Source organism: Buttiauxella sp. S19-1, assembly GCF_022134725.1.
GTDB classification, from domain to species: Bacteria; Pseudomonadota; Gammaproteobacteria; order Enterobacterales; family Enterobacteriaceae; genus Buttiauxella; species Buttiauxella ferragutiae.
The window spans coordinates 21022-42427 of sequence record NZ_JAHWLU010000008.1; the positions used below are offsets into that span (position 1 = coordinate 21022).

Genomic DNA, 21406 nt, shown 5'->3' on the forward strand with positions numbered 1-21406 from the left:
TTTATTAACACCTGTTAAGACTACTGTTCATTTTCATCGGTATAACGTTTCGCTTTATAAACTGGGTGCATCAGGTTGTTAATAGAGAAAATATCATCCAGCTCGGCTTCGGTGAGTAACCCGCGCTCCAGCACGACTTCACGCACGCTCTTGCCAGTTTCAGCACAAATCTTCCCTACGATATCGCCATTATGGTGGCCAATGAACGGGTTCAGATAAGTCACGATACCAATCGAGTTGTAGACGTAGCTTTCGCAGACTTCTTTGTTCGCGGTAATGCCGTTGATGCATTTTTCCAGCAGATTGTAGCAAGCGTTAGTCAGAATGTGGATAGATTCGAACATTGCCTGGCCAATCACTGGCTCCATCACGTTCAACTGCAACTGACCTGCTTCGGAAGCCATGGTGACGGTGATGTCGTTGCCAATGACTTTGAAGCAAACCTGGTTAACCACTTCTGGAATTACCGGGTTTACTTTCGCAGGCATAATAGAAGAGCCGGCTTGCAGTTCTGGCAGGTTGATTTCGTTCAGACCAGAGCGCGGGCCGGAAGAGAGCAGGCGAAGGTCATTACAGATCTTCGACAATTTCACTGCCAGGCGTTTCAGCGAGCTGTGAACCATCACGTATGCGCCACAGTCAGACGTCGCTTCAATCAAGTCTTCAGCCGGAACACAGGCCAGGTTGCTGACTTCAGCCAGTTTCTGCACAGCCAGTTGCTGGTAACCTTCGGGGGTGTTCAGACGAGTCCCGATGGCGGTCGCACCAAGGTTAACTTCCAGCAGTAATTCTGCAGTACGCAGCAGATTGCGGGTTTCTTCAGTCAACAGGACGTTGAACGCATGGAATTCCTGGCCCAGCGTCATCGGCACGGCATCCTGCAACTGGGTACGACCCATTTTCAGGACGTTTTCGAACTCAACCGCTTTGTTCTGGAAGCCGTCGCCTAATTGATTGATTGCATCAATCAGTTTCACAATAGAGGCGTACACCGCGATGCGGAAACCGGTTGGGTAAGCATCGTTGGTGGACTGGCATTTGTTGACATGGTCGTTCGGGTTCAGGTACTGGTACTCACCTTTCTGGTGGCCCATCAGCTCAAGCCCAATGTTGGCGAGCACTTCGTTGGTATTCATGTTAACGGAAGTACCGGCACCGCCCTGGTAAACGTCCACCGGGAATTGGTCCATACATTTGCCGTTATTCAGAACTTCATCGCAAGCCTGGATAATGGTGTTCGCGATGCTTTTCGGAATGGTTTGCAACTCCTTGTTCGCCATTGCCGCTGCTTTCTTAACCATTACCATACCACGTACAAATTCAGGTATGTCACTGATTTTGCTGTTGCTTATGTAGAAGTTTTCAATCGCTCTCAGAGTATGAACACCATAATAGGCATCCGCTGGCACTTCCCTGGTACCCAACAAATCTTCTTCGATACGAATGTTATTTAACATGTGAACCTTCTTAATTAAAGCTGCCATTGATTGATCATTGCACGAACAGGATCTTTGGTCGTGCGATGAATAGACCGACGATTATGTCCATATTCGGTCACCACGCAGTGATGATATGCTGATGATAGAGAAATGCAGTAATCTGGATCACTTAATAAACACCAGCTCACATAACAATTATTAATATGTGATGCCGATCAATTGTTGAAAATTTCCAGAAAAATAATACGGCAGATAGATTGATTTTTGACTAAGACGCCGCCATCTCTTTTATCTGGCTAAATAGCCAACTAATTTCCCGCAAGTGCTTGATGGCGCTTGCTACAGACTTTCCCAATGACAGGAGTGCACGGTGCGCTGGATACCGTTAATTGCCGTTTTCCTCTATGTTTACATAGAGATCTCGTTGTTTATTCAAGTCGCCCATGTGATGGGAGTTTTCCTGACACTGGTGCTGGTGATATTCACCTCAGTTATAGGTATGTCACTGGTTCGCAACCAGGGCTTTAAGAATTTCATGCTGATGCAGCAGAAAATGGCGGTGGGTGAAAGCCCGGCGGCAGAGATGATTAAAAGTGTTTCGTTGATCATCGCCGGTTTGCTGTTACTGTTGCCTGGCTTCTTTACGGACTTCCTCGGTTTATTGCTGTTACTGCCACCAGTACAGAAACACCTCACGCTGAAGCTGATGCCTCATTTGCGTTTCTCACGCACTCCAGGTGGTGGTTTTAGTGCGGGCGCTGGTGGTGGTTCAACGTTCGATGGTGAGTATCAACGTAAAGATGATGCACCAAAACAGCTCGACGATCATGACAACGACGATCGTCACAATCGTTAAAAATCGAAAATTTTTTTGTTTTCCCCCCTTGAAGGGGGGAAGGCGCATCCCCATCTCTCAGGTCACCAGCCGATAACCCATTTTGGGCCGGCGTTACCCAAACACTGATACAGACTTTCTCAAAGGAGAGCTATCACATGAGTATTCGTCCATTACATGACCGTGTCATCGTCAAGCGTAAAGAAGTTGAATCTAAATCTGCAGGCGGCATCGTTCTGACTGGCAGTGCAGCTGGTAAATCAACTCGTGGCGAAATCATCGCTGTCGGTAAAGGCCGCATTCTGGAAAACGGTAACGTGCAACCGCTGGACGTAAAAGTCGGCGACATCGTGATTTTCAACGATGGCTACGGTGTTAAGTCTGAGAAGATCGACAATGAAGAAGTGTTGATCATGGCAGAAAGCGACATCCTGGCAATTGTTGAAGCGTAATCCGCGCAAAAACTGAACGAACATAAACGAATTTAAGGAAAGTTAAGAATGGCAGCTAAAGACGTAAAATTCGGTAATGACGCTCGTGTGAAAATGCTGCGTGGCGTTAACGTACTGGCAGATGCAGTGAAAGTTACCCTCGGCCCTAAAGGTCGTAACGTGGTTCTGGATAAATCTTTCGGTGCACCGACTATCACTAAAGATGGTGTTTCTGTAGCGCGTGAAATCGAACTGGAAGACAAGTTCGAGAACATGGGTGCACAGATGGTTAAAGAAGTTGCCTCTAAAGCGAACGACGCGGCAGGCGACGGTACTACCACTGCAACCGTGCTGGCTCAGTCCATCATCACTGAAGGCCTGAAAGCTGTTGCTGCAGGCATGAACCCAATGGACCTGAAGCGCGGTATCGATAAAGCTGTTATCGCTGCTGTTGAAGAGCTGAAAGCTCTGTCTGTTCCTTGCTCTGACTCTAAAGCAATCGCTCAGGTTGGTACTATCTCTGCTAACTCCGACGAAACCGTGGGTCAACTTATCGCTGAAGCGATGGAGAAAGTAGGCAAAGAAGGCGTTATCACCGTTGAAGAAGGCACCGGCCTGCAAGACGAGCTGGACGTTGTAGAAGGTATGCAGTTCGACCGTGGCTACCTGTCTCCGTACTTCATCAACAAGCCAGAAACTGGTTCTATCGAACTGGAAAGCCCGTTCATTCTGCTGGCTGACAAAAAAATCTCCAACATCCGTGAAATGCTGCCAGTTCTGGAAGCCGTTGCGAAAGCTGGCAAACCACTGCTGATCATCGCTGAAGATGTTGAAGGCGAAGCGCTGGCGACTCTGGTGGTTAACACCATGCGTGGCATCGTGAAAGTTGCTGCGGTTAAAGCACCTGGTTTCGGCGACCGTCGTAAAGCCATGCTGCAAGATATCGCTACTCTGACTGGCGGTACCGTCATCTCTGAAGAGATCGGTATGGAGCTGGAAAAAGCGACCCTGGAAGATCTGGGTACTGCTAAGCGTATCGTTATCAACAAAGACACCACGACCATCATCGATGGTAATGGCGAAGAAGCTGCAATCCAGGGCCGTGTGTCTCAGATTCGTCAGCAGATCGAAGAAGCAACTTCTGATTACGACCGTGAAAAACTGCAAGAGCGCGTAGCTAAACTGGCTGGCGGCGTTGCAGTCATCAAAGTCGGTGCTGCTACCGAAGTTGAAATGAAAGAGAAGAAAGCACGCGTTGAAGATGCCCTGCACGCGACCCGTGCTGCGGTTGAAGAAGGCGTGGTTGCCGGTGGTGGTGTTGCGCTGATTCGCGTAGCGTCTAAACTGTCTGAACTGCGTGGCCAGAACGAAGACCAGAACGTGGGTATCAAAGTTGCGCTGCGCGCAATGGAATCCCCACTGCGTCAAATCGTTCTGAACTGCGGCGAAGAGCCATCTGTTGTTGCTAACAATGTGAAAGCGGGTGACGGTAACTACGGTTACAACGCAGCAACTGAAGAATACGGCAACATGATCGACATGGGTATTCTGGATCCAACTAAAGTGACTCGTTCTGCTCTGCAGTACGCAGCCTCTGTAGCTGGCCTGATGATTACCACTGAGTGCATGATTACCGATATGCCAAAATCTGACGGCCCTGATTTAGGTGGCGCAGGTATGGGCGGTATGGGTGGCATGGGCGGCATGATGTAATTGCCCAAACACTGATGTGTTTGTAACACCGTGTTAAGAAAACCCTCAGTCAGAAATGTCTGAGGGTTTTTTCTTTTTGGTCACAGTCTGGTATAAGATCTCACCGGGCGATGGTGGCCCGCTACTTTTCAAGACAGCATTGATAACGGGGAACAACATGCGCATTAAAGTTTCAGCAGGAATGGCTGTAGCAGCGCTGCTGCTGGCAGGCTGTAGCACTAGCAACGATCTTTCTGCTGGTGGGCAAGGCGTCCGTTTTGTTGAGGATAAGCCAGGCACCGAATGCCAGTTATTAGGAAACGCAACCGGTGAGCAAAGTAACTGGTTTTCCGGGCAGCATGGCGGTGAAGGCGGTTCTATGCGTGGCGCAGCAAATGCTCTGCGTAATAACGCAGCGGCGATGGGCGGTAACGTGCTGTATGGCGTGAGCAGCCCGACTCAAAACTTGCTGTCGAGCTTCGCTCCGACTGCCAGCACCATGACTGGCCAGGTTTATAAGTGCCCGAATTGATTTTTGGGTGAAACCACCCTCACCCCGACCCTCTCCCTAAAAGGGCGAGGGAGAAATCGTACATTTCCCTCTCCTCGGGGAGAGGGTTAGGGTGAGGGCGAAATTCTCGAAAACGATCAGCTCTGGCGCAACTGCAAATCTATCGGTGTTTTGCTCGGCTCACCGCCAATCTCACGTGCCAGTTTCGGCACCATATAGCCTGAAATCAACGTCAGCAGTTCACGCATAATCAATCTTGCCTGGTCGTCACTGACCATAAAATGTGCCGCACCCTGTACTTTATCCAATACGTGCAGGTAATAAGGCATCACTCCGGAATCGAACAACGCATTACTCAAATCTGCGAGTGTCTGCGCATTGTCGTTCACATCGCGCAACAGCACGCTTTGGTTAAGCAGTGTTACGCCCGCCTGGCACAGGTGCTTCATGGATGCGGTAAATTCATCCCCAATCTCATTGGCATGATTGATATGGTTAACCAAAATAACCTGCAACCGGGAACCAGCGATGCGTTCGACCAGCGTGTCAGTGATGCGCGCCGGGATAACAATCGGCAAGCGGCTGTGGATGCGTAAGCGCTTAATATGCGGGATTGCTTCCAGTTCACTGAATAACCAATCCAGCTCGTGATCTTTTGCCATCAACGGGTCGCCGCCGGAGAAAATAATCTCGTCCAGTTCCGGATGCTCGCTGATATAAGCGATAGCCGCCTGCCAGTTGCGTTTGTTTCCCTGGTTATCGGAATAGGGGAAATGGCGACGGAAGCAATAACGGCAATTGACCGCACAACCGCCTTTTACCAGCAACAACGCACGGTTGCGGTATTTGTGCAGCAGGCCCGGTACTACGCTGTGTTGTTCCTCCAGCGGATCGGTGCTAAAGCCCGGAGCGGCAATAAACTCCTCTTTGGCGGTTAACACCTGGCGTAAGAGTGGGTCGTTCGGGTTGCCTTTTCCCATGCGAGCGACAAATGCTCGTGGGACACGCAAGGCAAAAAGTCGACGTGCATCACGTCCCGCCAGCAACTCTTTGTCAGCGTCTAGCTCTAAAATATGCAGCAGTTCGTCAGGATCGGTTATAACATCGGCAAGTTGCGTTAACCAATCTTCTCTGCGGGGGGGATTTAGGGTTACAATGTGTGCCATTTTTTGGCTAAGCTACCAATTAACAATTTCAGAGGGCCTTATGGCGACTTATTCTAGCAACGATTTTCGTGCCGGTCTTAAAATCATGTTCGAAGGCGAACCTTACGCAGTCGAATCCAGTGAATTCGTGAAACCAGGTAAAGGCCAGGCCTTTGCTCGCGTTAAAATGCGCCGCCTGCTGACAGGCACCCGCGTTGAGAAAACCTTCAAATCTACCGACTCCGCTGAAGGCGCAGACGTTGTAGATATGAACCTGACTTACCTGTACAACGACGGTGAGTTCTACCACTTCATGAACAACGAAACCTTTGAGCAGCTGGCTGCAGATGAGAAGGCTATCGGTGATAACGCTAAATGGATGCTTGACCAGGCCGAGTGTATCGTGACCCTGTGGAACGGCCGTCCTATCGCTGTTCAGCCACCAAACTTCGTAGAGCTGGAAATCGTTGAAACTGATCCAGGTCTGAAAGGTGATACTGCTGGTACCGGCGGTAAACCTGCAACACTGTCTACTGGTGCTGTCGTTAAAGTACCTTTGTTCGTTCAGATTGGCGAAGTCATCAAAGTTGACACTCGCTCTGGCGAATATGTTTCTCGCGTTAAGTAATACGTGAAGGTTGGCGGTGAGGCATTGCATGCTTCACCGCTGCTTGCAAAAGGCAGGGAAGATGAACCGTTTGATTAAACATTTACTTTTCATCACGTTGTTAGCCTCATTTCTCGCCGGTTGTAACACCACTCGCGGCTTTGGTGAAGATCTTAAGCACCTTGGCGGCTCAATTGAACGTGCAGCAAACAAGTAATTTCCAACACTCCTAAAAACCTGCTTTTTCCCTCAGACTGCCATTTTTTGACTATGCTTTAACTGCTATACACAAACAATATCGTCAAAAAAGGATACGGTTATGATTAAGAAAACTATTGCAGCGTTTTTTTCTCTCATAGTGCTTTCATCGTTACTGACTGCGTGTAATACGACTAAAGGTATGGGTGAAGATATTCAGGATGGTGGTCAGGCGATTTCTGGTGCAGCAACAAAAGCACAAAATTAATATATTAGCTGGCGGTACGGTATCAAGCCCGTACCGCTGTTAATTTTTATTATTGGTGTTGTTCTATAAACAATGAAAAGCGATTATTAATACCAAGTTTCATGCGGATATTTCGCTTATAGGTATAAACTGTCTTGGTACTTATCCCCATCATTCTGGCAATAAAATCATTATTGGCTTCATCGGTCCACAGTTTTAATATCCTCTCCTCACGTAGTGTCAGCAAGGGCGAAGTGTACTGCTGCCCAGTGTGAAACGGTGGCCGGGTACTGAGTTGCGTTTGAATGGCCGCATAAAGCTCAGGTAATGGTGTAGATTTGCTATATATCGAATGTGAGCCTTGCGACAGGCAATATTCTTCAATTTTCACGTGACGCATACTATTCAGCAACATTAAACGTATTGACTTGCCGCAAGCTGAATAAATAGAGGAGAGTTGCTGGACATTATGTAATGAGCTGGCAAAACTGGTGAAGTCAGCAATAACAAGGTTTGGTCGCCACTGTATTATTTTTTCACGAGCTAAAAGTAAATTGTCCGTTTCAGCAATGGAAAAGGCCATATTGTGACTCTGCCAGCTTTTAAAACCTTGTCGACTATAATGACAACGGTCCACTAACAATATCTTATTCATACTTACCGTTCGCGTGACTCACTATTACAGCCTTTTCTGAATGTGCGAGAAAACATTATAATATGAAGAAAACATCGGAAATGAATTGCGGATTTGCGGGTTAATTAGCAGTCAATTCTCGGCTTAGCGTCAAGCACTCACTCAGCATGGCAACTAAACGTTACTGGTTTTGTGATAACAAAGTGTTTTTTTGGCTGTTCTAAGCTCGCTGGGTTGTTAAAATAACGCCCTCACCAGCCTTATGGGACGACCCATAAGCGCTTCTTGATTCCGGGGACGGCCCCATTGCTGGAGCTGTTTATGGCCTGGTTGATTCTTGTTATTGCTGGTTTATTAGAAGTTGTCTGGGCTGTCGGCCTCAAATATACCCACGGGTTCACTCGCTTATGGCCTAGCGTTATCACAGTGGTGGCAATGGTTGTAAGTGTCGCGTTGCTGTCATGGTCAATGAAAACGCTGCCGACCGGTACGGCTTACGCGGTCTGGACGGGAATTGGTGCCGTGGGTGCAGCCACTACAGGTATTTTACTGTTAGGCGAATCAGCAAGCCTGGCCCGCATCGCGAGCCTGGCGTTGATTGTTCTCGGGATTATTGGCCTGAAACTCAGCACCCATTAACTACTGGGTTGTTTAATCCACAGTAATTTTTCAACCTGGAAGCCCTGTTGTGCGGCGATTTTCAGCATTTGCTGTTTCACTTCAGGGCTGATGGTTGGCGTGCGTGACAATATCCACAGATAGTCTTTATCCGGCCCACACACCAGTGCGTGTCGGTAATCTTTATCTATCGCAATCACGTTATAGCCACCGTAAAACGGCCCAAAGAACGAGACTTTCAGTGCCGCACGGCTCGGGTCACCCGTAAAATACGCTTTGCCAACACTTTGCTGCCACATTTGCCTGTCTGGGTTAAAACCTCTGTTTATCACCCGAATACCGCCGTCATCCATGGTGCTGTAAGTGGCGGTCACTTGATTCAATCCACTTTCAAACTTATGGTCGAAGCGGGCAATTTCATACCACTTACCGAGATACCGTTTAGCGTCAAAGTTATTAACTACCGTGGTGCCTGGTGGTGGAGTAGGGGAACTACAGGAGACAACAAGAAACGCAACTGCAAGGGTGGTGATAATCGGCCAGATGCGCATAGCAAAATCCTTGTTTGTTTTTTGCTAAGTGTAGATTGCGGCGGGAAAAATTGCGGCGTGTGGACGGAAATAAATCGGCCTGCGGTGCAGGCCTGAATATATTACTGCAATGCTTCGAGGATGGTATACCCGGCTTTTACGCGCTCGGGGTTGGGATAACTTTTATTTGCCAGCATCACAATGCCTAGCTGTTGCTCAGGGATAAATGCCACATAAGTACCAAATCCCCCGGTTGAGCCAGTTTTGTGGACCCAGGATGCCTTAACAACAGGTGCTGGCGGGTCGATGGCTACGGCTTTTTGTGGGGCGAGCGCCACTTTGTTATCGCTGCCATCAACGATGGTTTTGGCCTCAACCGGCCAGTTGAGCATTTCCCAACCTAAGCCCTGATACATGTTGCCCACTCGCCAGTAGCGCGATTGCGCGAGTTCAATTCCCTGGCGCAGTGTTTTATCACCGACCTGGTCAGGCTGCATATTGGCCTGCATCCAGCTCGCCATGTCTGTAATCGTCGATTTCACACCATAGGCTTCAGAATCCAGCATGCCTGGTGAAACGTGCACAGCCTTACCGTCACGGTAACCCCAGGCGTAATTTCTTTCTTCAGAGGCGGGCACTTTTATCCAGGTATGTGACAGGTTCAACGGCTGGAAAACACGTTCGGTCATCGCCTCTTCAAAGCTCAATCCTGACGGTTTCACTGCCAGCGCACCGAAAAGGCCGATGCTGGAATTGGCATACAGACGAGTCGTCCCCGGTGCCCATTGCGGCTGCCAGGTCTGGTAAAAGTGGAGGAGGGAAGCCGGGCTGGTGACGTCATCAGGCACCTGCAACGGCAAGCCTCCTGCGGTATAGGTGGCAAGATGCAGCAGGTTTATATCTTTCCATTGTTTACCGGTTAATTCAGGCCAGTACTTGATTGCCGGATCGCTCAGTTTAATTTCACCGCGCGCGACGATATCGCCGCCCAGCACGCCAGTAAAGGTCTTACTGACTGAGCCGAGCTCAAATAATGTCTCTTTCGTCACCGGTAAATTTTGGCTGATATCAGCTTTGCCATAAGTGAAGTAATACGGTTTTCCCTGATAAATCACGGCGACCGCCATGCCTGGAATACTCTGCTGTTTGAGTAGCGGTGCGATGACACGGTCGACTGTCTGGGCAATCTGTTTTTCAGTCAGCGTATTCGGGGCGGCAAACGTCGAGCAAGAGGCCGTGAGTAGCAGCGCACAGCTGAGAGTTTTGTTCATCATTGGTATTCCTCCATAAAACGACACTTTAGTTCTGGCCGGTACAAATAAAAAGGCCTGCGCAATGGCAGGCCTTGTTGACAATCAATGTGATTAGAGAGTGATCACACCGATAAAGGTTACGACGGTCAGAATGGCAGCAAGACCGTAGAACACCCACTTGCCAGACGGCACGTGAATTTTCAGGTCGTGCATCGCGTGGTGGATACGGTGAAGCCCACACCATAACGGCAGCACAATCATCAGGAAGATGAACAGGCGGCCAATCAGGCTTTGCGAAAATGCCAGCACACGCTCATAGCCCAAAGCATCGCCCGGGAACAGACCCAGCGGCAGCATAATACCAACCAGCAACACGATTACCGGAGCGATGATCGCCCCCCACATGCCGCCTGCGCCAAACAGACCCCAGAATACCGGCTCGTCGGAGCGTTTTGGATTTGGATTAATCATGACGTCCCCTTACCAGAACAGTGCAACAAACAGAATGACGACAGTGGCGACAATGGTCACCGCCCACAATCCTTTAATCACCGGCTCTGGCCCCATTTTCTCATCTTTAATGATGATATTGGCGGCCTTCGGTGCCAGTTCAAACCAGGTTTTGGTATGCAGTAAAGCCGCCGCTAAGGTGATCAGATTGAGGATAACCACAATCGGGTTTTGCAGAAAACTGACAAATCCCGCCCAACTTTCCGGGCCACTTTTCAGCGAAAACAGACCGCAGATCAGCAGAATACTGAACCACACGGTTGGCACCGATGTTCCTTCGCGAATCATATAGAAACGGTAGAAGCCCAGTTTTTGCCACCAGGTCGGAGTCATCGTCCGTACATATGGCTTACGTTTCGTAGTCATTTTGCACTCCTTAGCGTGGTTTCAGGGTGGCAATCAAAAAGTCTTTCGAGCTTTCGACTTTACCCTGCTGGATGGCAGCTGCCGGATCGACGTGTTTCGGGCACACTTCGGAGCAGTAGCCCACGAAAGTGCAACTCCAGACGCCGTTCTGGCCGTTGAGCTGCGCCATACGCTCTTTCTTGCCATGGTCGCGGTTATCCAGGTTGTAACGATGAGCAAGTGTAATGGCCGCCGGGCCAATGAACTCAGGATTCAAACCAAACTGTGGGCAAGCTGCATAGCACAGCCCACAGTTGATGCAGCCGGAGAACTGATGGTATTTCGCCATCTGTGCCGGGGTTTGGGTGTTTGGCCCCTGATCTGGCGTACGCGTGTTGCCGATGATGTAAGGCTTAATCGCTTCCAGGCTTTCGATAAAGTGAGTCATGTCGACGACTAAATCGCGCTCGATAGGGAAGTTCCCCAGCGCTTCAACCTTCATACCTTGCGTGTATTCACGCAGGAAGGTTTTACAAGCCAGTTTCGGTACACGGTTGACCATCATGCCGCAAGAGCCGCAGATAGCCATACGGCACGACCAGCGGTAGGTCAGGTCTGGTGCCAAATTGTCTTTGATGTAACCCAGCGCATCAAGCAGCGAGGTTTGTTCATCATAAGGCACTTCGTAGATAGCACTGTGTGGCTCGCTGTCCGTTTCCGGGTTGTAGCGCATCACTTCAATCTTCAGAGTCTTCATCACATCAGCCATTCGACGTCTCCTTCTTCTTGTCGGCTGCTTCGGATTCCGCACCGTAGACGCGTTTAGCCGGTGGCAAAGTGGTGATTTTCACATCACTGTATTCCAGACGAGTGGTTCCATCTGCGTCACGGAAAGCGAGAGTGTGCTTCAGGAAGTTAACGTCATCACGCTCGGTACAACCTTCGTCTAAACGCTGGTGTGCACCGCGAGACTCTTTACGCGCCATCGCCGAGTGCGCCATACATTCCGCAACGTTCAGGCCGTGGCCCAGCTCGATGGTGTAGAGCAAATCGGTATTAAACACGCTGGAGGTATCGGTGATGCGTACGCGTTTGAAGCGTTTTTGCAGCTCAGACAGTTTATCGATGGTTTTCTGCATCAGCTCTGGGGTGCGATAAATACCGCAGCCTTCTTCCATCGACAGGCCCATTTCATCGCGGATTTTCGACCAGTTTTCATTGCCTTCCTGATTAACCAGTTTCTTCAGACGCGTTTCGACATCAGCGGCTTGCGCATTCAGCGCGGCATCATTCGCAGGCTGCGCTTCGTTCGCGCGCTTCATGGCACTTTCGCCCGCCATACGGCCAAACACCACCAGCTCAGCAAGAGAGTTAGAACCCAGACGGTTTGCACCATGTAGACCAACGGAAGAACATTCGCCGACGGCAAACAGCCCTTTGATACGGCTTTCGCATTGGCTATCCGTTTCGATACCGCCCATGGTGTAGTGCGCGGTAGGGCGAACTGGAATCGGCTCTTTCACCGGATCGACGCCAACATACGCTTTGGACAATTCGCAGATAAACGGCAGGCGTTCGAGGAGTTTTTTCTCGCCCAGATGACGCAGGTCGAGATAGACCACATCGCCACGTGGCGTCGGAACGGTGCGGCCTGCGCGCCATTCGTGCCAGAAGGCTTGAGAAACTTTGTCGCGTGGGCCAAGTTCCATGTACTTGTTACGTGGTTCGCCAAGCGGAGTTTCTGGTCCCATGCCGTAATCTTGCAGATAGCGATAGCCATCTTTGTTGACCAGAATACCGCCTTCACCACGGCAGCCTTCTGTCATCAGAATGCCGGAGCCTGGCAGACCAGTTGGGTGATATTGCACGAATTCCATATCGCGTAGCGGTACACCGTGGCTTAACGCCATGCCCATACCATCACCGGTCACGATGCCGCCGTTGGTGTTGTAGCGGTAAACACGACCTGCACCGCCGGTTGCCATTACCACGGCATTCGCGCGGATTTGCACCAGCGTGCCTTCCATCATATTCATGGCGACCAGGCCACGTGCTGCGCCGTCGTCCACCAGAATATCGAGCACGAAATGCTCGTCAAAACGCTGGATCTGCGGGAACTGTAATGAGGTCTGGAACAGGGTGTGGAGCATATGGAAGCCGGTTTTATCCGCGGCAAACCAGGTACGCTCAATCTTCATGCCACCGAAGCGACGCACGTTTACGGAACCGTCCGGACGGCGGCTCCATGGGCAACCCCATTGCTCCAGCTGTGTCATTTCGGTTGGGCATTGATGGACGAAGTAGTCGACCACATCTTGCTCGCACAACCAGTCACCACCGGCTACGGTGTCATTAAAATGGTATTCGAAACTGTCGTGATCCTGCGCAACGGCGGCAGAACCCCCTTCAGCGGCCACGGTGTGGCTACGCATTGGGTAGACTTTGGAGATCAGAGCGATTTTGGCTTGTGGATTGGCTTGTGCTGCCGCAATGGCTGCTCGTAAGCCCGCTCCGCCAGCGCCTATTATGGCGAGATCGGCTTGAAAGGTTTGCACGACATTCCTCCAGATTTTAGTGATTTCGTATAGCTAATGTAACCAAAGGTAGTTCACCAATACGGCGCTAGCTACGCGAAAGGGTTATCCCTGCTCCTTTGTAGGTAGCGGATTATAGCCGTAGGCATATTAAGGAAATTTGACGTGTTCGATTTTTTTGCTGTTCAGATCGGTAATTAATTAATTTTGATGATGAGTCAGGTCACGAAATTCAAATTTTTACTGCCAAATCGGTTCGTAGGCTGATGAAAATTTACCAGGCAAAATTTGTCTCCCTGGAGTGTTGCGAGTAGACTTCTCCGCCTTGTTTGTATACGGAGATTCCACCATGAGCGAAACGGCCACTTGGCAGCCGAGCGCATCCATCCCCAACCTGTTGAAACGCGCCGCGATCATGGCGGTTATTCGGCGTTTTTTTGCCGATCGCGGTGTACTGGAGGTGGAAACACCCTGCATGAGCCAGGCAACGGTTACAGATATTAACCTGTTCCCGTTTGAAACCCGTTTTGTTGGCCCAGGCCACGCTCAGGGCGTCAATTTGTACCTGATGACCAGCCCGGAATATCACATGAAACGCCTGCTGGCGGCGGGCATTGGCCCGGTATTCCAGTTGTGCCGCAGTTTCCGTAACGAAGAAATGGGTCGCCACCATAATCCAGAATTCACCATGCTGGAGTGGTACCGCCCTTGCTACGATATGTATCGTCTGATGAATGAAGTGGATGATTTACTGCAACAGGTTCTGGAAACTGATGCGGCAGAAACGCTCTCTTATCAGCAGGCTTTCCAACGCCACCTGGAAATTGACCCGCTTTCTGCGGACAAAACCCAGCTGCGCGAAGTGGCGAGAAAACTCGATTTAAGCAACATTGCCGACCAGGAAGAAGACCGCGACACCTTACTGCAACTGCTTTTTAGCATGGGTGTAGAGCCGCATATTGGTAAAGATAAACCGACGTTTGTGTACCACTTCCCGGCAAGCCAGGCCGCTCTTGCACAGATCAGCACCGAAGACCATCGAGTAGCTGAGCGCTTTGAGGTTTACTTCCGAGGTATTGAGCTGGCGAATGGTTTCCACGAATTGACCGATGCGCGCGAACAGCAACAGCGCTTCGAACAGGATAACCGTAAACGTGCCGCTCGTGGTTTGCCGCAGCAACCAATTGATGTGAATTTGTTGGAAGCGTTGAAGGCAGGTTTGCCAGATTGCTCAGGCGTGGCGTTAGGTGTGGATCGTTTGATTATGTTGGCTCTGAAGGCTGAAAGCCTGGCCGATGTGCTGGCGTTTCCGGTAGATCGCGCTTAAACCACCCTCACCCTGGCCCTCTCCCTGAGGGAGAGGGGATAGTCTGGTGTTCTCCCCCCTCAGGGCGGTACCGGTTTTCTCCTTCTCCTGGGGGAGAAGGCTCGGATGAGGGCGACCTTGCTTACAAACTCCCCGGCGTCCTGCCTGCTTTCCCCGAAGATGTCAGCGTTTTACTGCTACGTTGCCCGCCTAAAGTATCCAGACGCATCTGGAATGGTGGGAACGGTAGCTCGATTCCGTGTTCGCGGAACCCTTGCAGAATCAACTGATGAATCTCGTGACGTAGTGGCATACGGTGGTTCATCTCAGCGGCATAAATACGCAGCTCAAAAATCTGAATACCCGCCTGTAAATCCACCAGGAATGCTTCTGGCGCTGGGTTATCAATCACCAGTGAACAACGCTCAGCTGCCTGTAACAGCACCCTCGTCACTTCTTCGCTGTTCGCATCCGACGGGGCTGGAACGGTTAACACCACACGCGTTACCGAATCCGACAGCGACCAGTTGATGAACTGCTCGGTGATAAACGCCTTGTTCGGTACGATGATCTCTTTACGATCCCAGTCGCTGATCGTTGTGGCACGGGTATTGATCTTGGTGACGCTACCGGTGAGATCGCGGATCGTCACGGTATCGCCAATACGAATCGGCTTTTCGAACAAGATAATCAGGCCAGAGATAAAGTTGGCAAAAATTTCCTGTAAACCAAAACCTAAACCCACACCGAGGGCGGCGACCAGCCACTGCAATTTCGACCATTCGATACCAATCATCGAGAAACCGACCAACGTCCCCACCAGTAACAGCAGATATTTGGTGACGGTGGTAATCGCATAACCAGTACCAGGGGCTAAATCCAGATGCTGTAGCAGCGCGAGTTCAAGCAGTGCGGGAAAATTACGCACCAACTGCATGGTAATAATCAGCACCAGAATCGCAATCAACACCGCACCAAGCGTTATCGGCTCAAGGCTTTCCACGCCTTGTACGGTTGAGGTCACATCCCACAAGGTGATGTTCTCAAGGAAGCCAAAGGCGGAATGGATTTCTGACCACAATACAATGACCGACAACAGTGCAATCAGCATCAGAATCGACCGCACCAGGCGCAGTGACTGCACACTGATGGTATCCAGATCGATTTCCTGTTCTTCGATGGTTTCAGCAGAACTTTCTGCGCTGAGGCTATGAGTGGTTTCTTCTTCGCCACGCGCACGCTGGGCGAGGATTTCAGCACGGCGATGTTTTGCACGATCAAACGCCAGGCGGCGACGCTGAATCAGCATCCAGCGGCGGATGATATGGTAGACCACCAGCAGCAGGAACCAGATAGCGACTGAGGTTTCCAGCCTGGCAAGCAAGGCCTGTGCGGTCGCGAGGTAACCGACCACGGCCGCCAGAATTGCCACTAATGGAGCGGCAAGCAGCAGGTTCCACAGCACGGTGTTCGCGATGTTTTCGCTATTGCCTTGTTTATCCAGATACAGCGGTATACCCGCACGTTTCAGGCTTAAGGTCACCAGCGCTAACGCACCACAAATCAAAATAAAGCACAGCCGCCCAAGTGAGCCTGAGAATTCACGATCGCTAAGATTATCAAACATAATCAATGCCATAATCAGTGGCACGATCAGGCCGATACTCATCAGGTAGTAACGCATCGCGCGGGCCACACGTTGTTGCGGCCAGCCAAAATGCACGATGAACAAACCGTTAGGGCGCGCAAACGTGGCACAAATCATCACGGCCCACAGCAAGGGAACGGTGGCGGTTACACCATCACCAATTGCCACTGCGAGGGGATACGGCCACGCAGCCTGAAGCCCGAAACCGAGCGTTGCCCATAGCACCGGCAGCGGGAGCGCCACCAGAATCGACCAGAACACGGTGCGCAAGGTTAAGCTGAAATGATCCTGCGTCACTTTACCGACTTTGGCGCTTGAGCGGTCCAGGAAGGCGGTGAAATGGCGGCGCGAACTAATACTGAAACCGACGAGGATCAAGGCACCAAACAGCGGCAACAGCGTTTCCTTGCTGGTCAGCATCATCATGGTAGCGCTGCCGAGTTGGCTGAAGGTATCCATCGAAACCAGACGGCGTAAATCCTGCACTAACTCAACCGGCCAGGCGAATCCTATTGGACTAACGTCCGAGGTCCAGAACAGGTAACGGTGTGTGGCTACGTTGACCTCTTTGAGCGCATCTTCCAGTTGGCTGTTCGCCACTTTCAGCTTGGTCAGTTCAAGGATGAGGTTATCGCCACCTTGCAGCAAAGAATTGAGCAGTTCGCGCTGGGTACGTAGTTGCGCTTCAAGAATACGATTTTGCTCGCTGGTGAGCGGCTGACCATTGGTTTGGCGAGTTTGCATAAGCTGTTGTTGTTTACTCAGCAGGTCTTCGTAATGCAAACGCTGGACACGCAACTGGCCGAGTTCGGTATCCACTTGCTGAGGTTTTGGCATTTCAGGCAAACGGGCTACTTGAGCACGCAGCGCTTCGCCGAGGACGTTTGAAACACCCAGCCATTGTGATTGCTCGCGCAGCGTATTGAGTGCCTGGCGCACTTGCACCGTCTGGCTGGAGGCCTGGCGTTGCTGCGAGGCCACTAAATCCATACGCTGAGCTTGTTGGTTCAATGCCTGAGATAGTTGGCGGTTATTATTAAACTGGGCAACGATCTCTGGCGGCAGGTTGGCGCTGCTTTCGGCCAACAGTTCGGTGCTTTCCAGCGCTTGTTCTGCTTCACGCTGGCGCTGGTTATTCAGTTGGTTACGCAATGCCTGAAGATAAGCATCCAGCTGTGCGCTCTGTTTTTGGGCCAGCTCGGCCCGCAGGCGAGCGAGTTCCTGGCGATTACTGGCTGACAATTGTGCCAGTTCCAGTTCATCGACTAACGCTTTCAGACGTGAAGCTTCAGCCTGCAAAGCGATGTTTTGCGCCTGAGTTAATGGTGTGCTGGTAGCTGGCAAGGTTCCCATCCGACGCTCAACGTCGTTTAACTGGCGGCGAGCATCAGTTTGCTGCTGCGGGAGCTGGCTGAGTGAGTCGGTGATTTCTCGGGTGCGTTCCTGCTCTTGCTGCGCAAGACGGCTTTTATCCAGCAACTGACTACTGACTTGCAGGATTTCCTGATTTAACGCATCGGTCGACAGGCCATCAGGCACTTTTTGTGGTTCATCGTGCTGATTATTGATTTGTCGACGCAAGGTGTCTGAAAGCTTGGGGAAGTTATCTATAACTTGTTGATATTGTGTGGCTCGTTCCAGGGAGACTTTGCGTTCATCAAGCGCATTAAGGGCCGCCTGTAGAGCTTCCACAGTTTCAGCACTGCCTGGTTTATCCTTCGCTGATTTGGCTTGTTCGAGTTCTTGGGTGATTTGTTTGGCGTCGGGGGCCGTTGCGGCGTAGGCACCGAGGCTGAGGCAGCAACCGATCAGTAATGTGATTATCAGGCGCACGTCAGTCCCTTATTTATGAACCAGCCCTCATGGTGAGGGCTGGAGATAATAGCGTTATTAGATGTCTGGTTTGTTCTCTGGTGTGTCCGCTTCAGCTGCCACTTCTGGTTCGGGAATTTCGCTTACCGGAATTTCTGGTTCACTCATCGGTTCAGTCGAGATTGCCAGCGGCTCACCAATTTTGGTCGCAGACAGGCTTTGCAGCTGTTCAACCAGGTTCACTTTACCCGGTGCGAACAAGTTAATAACCGTTGAACCTAGTTTAAAGCGACCCATTTCCTGGCCTTTTAACAGCGCCACAGAACCTTCGCTTTCGCCCGCAGGCCATGTCCAGCGTTTGATAACGCCTTCACGCGGTGGTGTGATGGTGCCAGCCCAGACTGTTTCGATGCTGCCAACAATGGTGGCACCCACCAGAATTTGGGCCATCGGGCCAAATTCGGTATCAAACAGGCAGATAACGCGTTCGTTACGGGCAAACAGATTCGGCACGTTTTGCGCGGTTAAATGGTTCACAGAGAACAAGTCGCCCGGCACGTAAATCATCTCACGCAAAATACCGTTACAAGGCATGTGAACGCGGTGGTAGTCACGTGGTGACAGATAAGTCGTAACGAAGCTGCCGTTACGGAACAAATCTGCCATTAAGTAGTTACCGGCGAGCAGGGCTTCGAGGCTGTAATTATGGCCTTTTGCCTGCAAGATTTTGTCTTCTTCAATTGGGCCTAACTGGCTGACTACGCCATCTGCTGGCATCACCAGCACATTAGGGTCGGTGTTCACTGGGCGAACATCGTCACGCAGTGGGCGAACGAAGAATTCGTTGAAGGTGCGGTAGCTGGCGGTGTCCGGCTTCTGTGCTTCCTTCATGTCGACTTTGTAGTATTTGACGAACAGATCGATAACCAGTTTGGTTAACCAGCCTGCTCGTTTGCTTGCACCCCAGCCTGCCAGGCGTGTCAGCCAAAGTTTAGGCAGGATGTACTGGAGTGAAAGTTTAAAATTGTCTAACAAGATAGCCTCCTGGCTAAGTACACATGTAAGCGGGCATACACAAAAAGGAGCGCGATTTTAGCGATGCCCAGCTTAATTGTCAGCGGTCAGTATCGGAAAAGGTTTTACGCGATTTTACCTCGGACATACTTTCCAGTATGCGGTGGTAGTTATCGAAACGCGTTTCTGCTATTTCCCCACGTTCAACAGCTTCGCGCAGTGCGCAGCCTGGATCGTTGGTGTGGCTGCAGTCACGGTATTTGCAACGACCTAAATAGTCGTGGAATTCAGTAAACCCATGAGTGACCTGATCCGGCTCTAAGTGCCACAAACCAAACTCACGCACGCCTGGGGAGTCGATAACATCACCGCCGCCCGGGAAGTGATACAGACGTGAAGCGGTGGTGGTGTGTTGACCTAAACCGGAGTTGTCCGAAACGTCATTAACCAAAATCTGGACTTCTTTAAAGCCGAGAAGGTTGTTCAGCAGGCTGGATTTGCCCACACCTGATTGCCCGGCAAAAATACTGACGCGGCCAATCAACGCTTCTTCAAGCTCTTTCAGACCTTCAACTTTGTGGCTGGAAACGAACAGAACGCGATAACCAATCTTGCGGTAGATATCCATTTGTTCATTGACGAACTTCAGGCCTGCTTCGTCCAGCAGGTCGGTTTTGTTCAGTACCAGCAATGGTTCGACATCGAGCGTTTCGCACGCCACCAGATAACGGTCAATAATATTCAGTGACAGCTCCGGCAAGATCGCGGAAACCACGATGATTTGGTCGATATTAGCGGCAATAGGTTTTACGCCGTCGTAGAAATCAGGGCGCGTCAGGACGGTAGTGCGCTCATGTACTGCATCTACAATGCCTTTAATCGTGACACCGGCAGCCGCTTCTTTAGCTGGACGCCAGACCACGTTGTCGCCAGTCACCAGCGAACGGATGGTGCGACGAATATTGCAGCGGTGAATTTCACCACCGAGAGATTCAACATCGGCATGTTGGCCGAAACGGCTTATCACGCGGCCATCGCGCGGTTCACCAAACTGAGAGTCGTCGGGATCGGCTTTCTCCACAGTCTGTTTAAGCCGACGCTGGTGGTTTGCTGAAACCCGGCGCTGCTGTCCTTTGGAGAGTTTATTTTTGCTCAATCTTACTGGCTCCTGGTCGCCCGTAGTGGGCAAAACCTCTATGATACACACTATTTTATACGAGTTAACCCATCGACAAGGGTGGGCTACGCACAAGAAGGGTGGAAAATAGCATGAGTGGAACTGAAAACAATCTCATTTGGATTGATTTAGAAATGACCGGCCTGGACCCCGAGCGGGATCGCATAATTGAAATCGCCACTCTGGTTACTGATGCCAATTTGAATATCCTCGCTGAAGGACCAACCATTGCTGTTCATCAGTCTGATGAGCAACTGGCGCTGATGGATGACTGGAATGTGCGTACTCATACTGGAAGTGGCCTGGTTGAGCGTGTCAAAGCGAGTACCCAGGATGACCGCGCAGCTGAACTGGCAACACTTGAGTTCCTAAAGCTTTGGGTGCCAGCGAATAGCTCGCCAATCTGTGGTAACAGTATCGGCCAGGATCGTCGTTTCCTGTTTAAGTATATGCCTGAGCTGGAAGCTTACTTCCACTACCGTTATCTGGATGTCAGTACGCTCAAAGAGCTGGCGCGCCGTTGGAAACCTGAGATTCTGGCTGATTTCAAAAAGCAGGGCACTCATCAGGCAATGGACGATATTCGTGAGTCAGTGGCTGAGTTAGCATTCTATCGCGAGAATTTTATTAAGCTTTGACAGGCGTGTGGGAGGAGCTAAACTCCTCCATCGCTGAGATATTAATCATTTTGGCGTTTAAATCGCCATTCAAACTAATTTTGTGAAAAAAACCTTTTGAGGGGCTTGCGACTAAAACGATTTCTCGTATAATGCGCCTCCCGTACCGATGCAGAATTTGCAGCGTTACACAGAGCGGGAATAGCTCAGTTGGTAGAGCACGACCTTGCCAAGGTCGGGGTCGCGAGTTCGAGTCTCGTTTCCCGCTCCAAATTTGATTAGGCTTTTTACAGCCAGCACCAC

The 21406-nt window shown here is 50.7% G+C and carries 22 protein-coding genes and 1 tRNA gene; 11 read left to right on the forward strand and 12 right to left on the reverse strand.

The features are described 5' to 3' along the window. Nucleotides 1-20: 20 nt before the first annotated feature. Nucleotides 21-1457 carry an aspartate ammonia-lyase gene (gene aspA, locus MES37_RS03440; protein ID WP_064540828.1) on the reverse strand — a complete coding sequence of 479 codons (1437 nt, stop codon included), beginning with the start codon at nt 1455-1457 and terminating at the stop codon, nt 21-23. A 352-nt stretch (nt 1458-1809) separates the two neighbouring features. Here aspA and MES37_RS03445 point away from each other — a divergent pair, with 352 nt between their 5' ends. From MES37_RS03445 to MES37_RS03460, 4 genes are all read left to right on the forward strand, one after another. After that, nucleotides 1810-2295: an FxsA family protein gene (locus MES37_RS03445; RefSeq protein ID WP_064540825.1), complete on the forward strand. Its 486-nt coding sequence runs from the start codon at nt 1810-1812 to the stop codon at nt 2293-2295. A 137-nt stretch (nt 2296-2432) separates the two neighbouring features. Continuing rightward, a complete protein-coding gene (locus MES37_RS03450; protein WP_034461121.1) occupies nt 2433-2726 on the forward strand; it encodes a co-chaperone GroES in 294 nt (97 codons plus the stop codon). A 48-nt stretch (nt 2727-2774) separates the two neighbouring features. Next, nucleotides 2775-4418: a chaperonin GroEL gene (gene groL / locus MES37_RS03455; protein WP_064540821.1), complete on the forward strand. Its 1644-nt coding sequence runs from the start codon at nt 2775-2777 to the stop codon at nt 4416-4418. Between the two features lie 139 nt (nt 4419-4557). Next, nucleotides 4558-4929, forward strand: a complete 372-nt coding sequence (locus MES37_RS03460) for a DUF4156 domain-containing protein (protein ID WP_269811616.1) — start codon at nt 4558-4560, stop codon at nt 4927-4929. A gap of 116 nt (nt 4930-5045) precedes the next feature. On the opposite strand, the gene epmB is transcribed toward MES37_RS03460, so the two are convergent. After that, nucleotides 5046-6074 (reverse strand): EF-P beta-lysylation protein EpmB, encoded by a 1029-nt coding sequence (epmB, locus tag MES37_RS03465; RefSeq protein WP_237930077.1) that lies wholly within the window; start codon nt 6072-6074, stop codon nt 5046-5048. Nucleotides 6075-6114: 40 nt separating this feature from the next. Between epmB and efp the strand changes: the two genes are divergently transcribed. From efp to ecnB, 3 genes are all read left to right on the forward strand, one after another. Next, on the forward strand, nt 6115-6681 hold the full coding sequence (efp, locus tag MES37_RS03470; RefSeq protein ID WP_064540813.1) for an elongation factor P: 567 nt from the start codon (nt 6115-6117) through the stop codon (nt 6679-6681). A 61-nt stretch (nt 6682-6742) separates the two neighbouring features. Further along, entirely contained in the window at nt 6743-6877 is a 135-nt protein-coding gene (locus tag MES37_RS03475) for an entericidin A/B family lipoprotein (RefSeq protein ID WP_064540811.1), read from the forward strand. A gap of 102 nt (nt 6878-6979) precedes the next feature. After that, nucleotides 6980-7126: a lipoprotein toxin entericidin B gene (ecnB, locus tag MES37_RS03480; RefSeq protein WP_034492730.1), complete on the forward strand. Its 147-nt coding sequence runs from the start codon at nt 6980-6982 to the stop codon at nt 7124-7126. Nucleotides 7127-7175: 49 nt separating this feature from the next. Here ecnB and MES37_RS03485 read toward each other — a convergent pair whose 3' ends face one another. Continuing rightward, nucleotides 7176-7688, reverse strand: coding sequence for a response regulator transcription factor (locus MES37_RS03485; protein WP_232887174.1), 513 nt, complete (start codon nt 7686-7688; stop codon nt 7176-7178). Nucleotides 7689-8060: 372 nt separating this feature from the next. On the opposite strand from MES37_RS03485, the gene sugE reads away from it, so the two are divergent. Further along, nucleotides 8061-8378 (forward strand): quaternary ammonium compound efflux SMR transporter SugE, encoded by a 318-nt coding sequence (sugE, locus tag MES37_RS03490; RefSeq protein ID WP_064540805.1) that lies wholly within the window; start codon nt 8061-8063, stop codon nt 8376-8378. On the opposite strand, the gene MES37_RS03495 is transcribed toward sugE, so the two are convergent. From MES37_RS03495 to frdA, 6 genes are all read right to left on the reverse strand, one after another. Next, nucleotides 8375-8908, reverse strand: a complete 534-nt coding sequence (locus MES37_RS03495; RefSeq protein ID WP_064540802.1) for a lipocalin family protein — start codon at nt 8906-8908, stop codon at nt 8375-8377. The two genes, sugE and MES37_RS03495, sit on opposite strands and share 4 nt — an antisense overlap. 101 nt (nt 8909-9009) lie before the next feature. Next, nucleotides 9010-10161 carry a CMY2/MIR/ACT/EC family class C beta-lactamase gene (gene ampC, locus MES37_RS03500; RefSeq protein WP_237930078.1) on the reverse strand — a complete coding sequence of 384 codons (1152 nt, stop codon included), beginning with the start codon at nt 10159-10161 and terminating at the stop codon, nt 9010-9012. A 90-nt stretch (nt 10162-10251) separates the two neighbouring features. Continuing rightward, nucleotides 10252-10611 carry a fumarate reductase subunit FrdD gene (gene frdD, locus MES37_RS03505; protein WP_064540797.1) on the reverse strand — a complete coding sequence of 120 codons (360 nt, stop codon included), beginning with the start codon at nt 10609-10611 and terminating at the stop codon, nt 10252-10254. A gap of 9 nt (nt 10612-10620) precedes the next feature. Further along, complete coding sequence (gene frdC / locus MES37_RS03510; RefSeq protein ID WP_064540794.1) at nt 10621-11016, reverse strand: fumarate reductase subunit FrdC; 396 nt, start codon at nt 11014-11016, stop codon at nt 10621-10623. A 10-nt stretch (nt 11017-11026) separates the two neighbouring features. Next, on the reverse strand, nt 11027-11764 hold the full coding sequence (locus tag MES37_RS03515; protein WP_064540792.1) for a succinate dehydrogenase/fumarate reductase iron-sulfur subunit: 738 nt from the start codon (nt 11762-11764) through the stop codon (nt 11027-11029). Further along, entirely contained in the window at nt 11757-13550 is a 1794-nt protein-coding gene (gene frdA / locus MES37_RS03520) for a fumarate reductase (quinol) flavoprotein subunit (RefSeq protein ID WP_237930079.1), read from the reverse strand. The genes MES37_RS03515 and frdA overlap by 8 nt, the downstream gene beginning before the upstream one ends. Before the next feature lie 328 nt (nt 13551-13878). Between frdA and epmA the strand changes: the two genes are divergently transcribed. Beyond that, entirely contained in the window at nt 13879-14856 is a 978-nt protein-coding gene (gene epmA / locus MES37_RS03525) for an elongation factor P--(R)-beta-lysine ligase (protein ID WP_064540787.1), read from the forward strand. A gap of 121 nt (nt 14857-14977) precedes the next feature. On the opposite strand, the gene mscM is transcribed toward epmA, so the two are convergent. The 3 genes from mscM to rsgA all read right to left on the reverse strand — a co-directional run bounded on the left by mscM (nt 14978) and on the right by rsgA (nt 20465). Beyond that, the gene (gene mscM / locus MES37_RS03530) at nt 14978-18316 is read right to left on the reverse strand and encodes a miniconductance mechanosensitive channel MscM (protein WP_064540784.1); all 3339 of its coding nucleotides are present in this window, start codon (nt 18314-18316) and stop codon (nt 14978-14980) included. A gap of 57 nt (nt 18317-18373) precedes the next feature. Then, nucleotides 18374-19330, reverse strand: coding sequence for an archaetidylserine decarboxylase (asd, locus tag MES37_RS03535; RefSeq protein WP_121814471.1), 957 nt, complete (start codon nt 19328-19330; stop codon nt 18374-18376). 79 nt (nt 19331-19409) lie between these two features. Further along, complete coding sequence (rsgA, locus tag MES37_RS03540; protein ID WP_064540777.1) at nt 19410-20465, reverse strand: small ribosomal subunit biogenesis GTPase RsgA; 1056 nt, start codon at nt 20463-20465, stop codon at nt 19410-19412. A 113-nt stretch (nt 20466-20578) separates the two neighbouring features. On the opposite strand from rsgA, the gene orn reads away from it, so the two are divergent. Together orn and MES37_RS03550 are read left to right on the forward strand one after the other, a co-directional pair. Next, entirely contained in the window at nt 20579-21124 is a 546-nt protein-coding gene (gene orn / locus MES37_RS03545) for an oligoribonuclease (protein ID WP_237930080.1), read from the forward strand. A gap of 174 nt (nt 21125-21298) precedes the next feature. Further along, nucleotides 21299-21374: transfer RNA gene (locus tag MES37_RS03550), tRNA-Gly, on the forward strand. Nucleotides 21375-21406 lie beyond the last annotated feature (32 nt).

What these genes read in the sequence shown, in the direction of transcription:
- aspA (WP_064540828.1), bottom strand. Translation starts at nt 1,457, where the DNA reads ATGTTAAATAACATTCGTATCGAAGAAGATTTGTTGGGTACCAGGGAA.
- MES37_RS03450 (WP_034461121.1), top strand. Translation starts at nt 2,433, where the DNA reads ATGAGTATTCGTCCATTACATGACCGTGTCATCGTCAAGCGTAAAGAA.
- groL (WP_064540821.1), top strand. Translation starts at nt 2,775, where the DNA reads ATGGCAGCTAAAGACGTAAAATTCGGTAATGACGCTCGTGTGAAAATG.
- epmB (WP_237930077.1), bottom strand. Translation starts at nt 6,074, where the DNA reads ATGGCACACATTGTAACCCTAAATCCCCCCCGCAGAGAAGATTGGTTA.
- efp (WP_064540813.1), top strand. Translation starts at nt 6,115, where the DNA reads ATGGCGACTTATTCTAGCAACGATTTTCGTGCCGGTCTTAAAATCATG.
- MES37_RS03475 (WP_064540811.1), top strand. Translation starts at nt 6,743, where the DNA reads ATGAACCGTTTGATTAAACATTTACTTTTCATCACGTTGTTAGCCTCA.
- ecnB (WP_034492730.1), top strand. Translation starts at nt 6,980, where the DNA reads ATGATTAAGAAAACTATTGCAGCGTTTTTTTCTCTCATAGTGCTTTCA.
- MES37_RS03485 (WP_232887174.1), bottom strand. Translation starts at nt 7,688, where the DNA reads ATGGCCTTTTCCATTGCTGAAACGGACAATTTACTTTTAGCTCGTGAA.
- sugE (WP_064540805.1), top strand. Translation starts at nt 8,061, where the DNA reads ATGGCCTGGTTGATTCTTGTTATTGCTGGTTTATTAGAAGTTGTCTGG.
- MES37_RS03495 (WP_064540802.1), bottom strand. Translation starts at nt 8,908, where the DNA reads ATGCGCATCTGGCCGATTATCACCACCCTTGCAGTTGCGTTTCTTGTT.
- ampC (WP_237930078.1), bottom strand. Translation starts at nt 10,161, where the DNA reads ATGATGAACAAAACTCTCAGCTGTGCGCTGCTACTCACGGCCTCTTGC.
- frdD (WP_064540797.1), bottom strand. Translation starts at nt 10,611, where the DNA reads ATGATTAATCCAAATCCAAAACGCTCCGACGAGCCGGTATTCTGGGGT.
- frdC (WP_064540794.1), bottom strand. Translation starts at nt 11,016, where the DNA reads ATGACTACGAAACGTAAGCCATATGTACGGACGATGACTCCGACCTGG.
- MES37_RS03515 (WP_064540792.1), bottom strand. Translation starts at nt 11,764, where the DNA reads ATGGCTGATGTGATGAAGACTCTGAAGATTGAAGTGATGCGCTACAAC.
- epmA (WP_064540787.1), top strand. Translation starts at nt 13,879, where the DNA reads ATGAGCGAAACGGCCACTTGGCAGCCGAGCGCATCCATCCCCAACCTG.
- orn (WP_237930080.1), top strand. Translation starts at nt 20,579, where the DNA reads ATGAGTGGAACTGAAAACAATCTCATTTGGATTGATTTAGAAATGACC.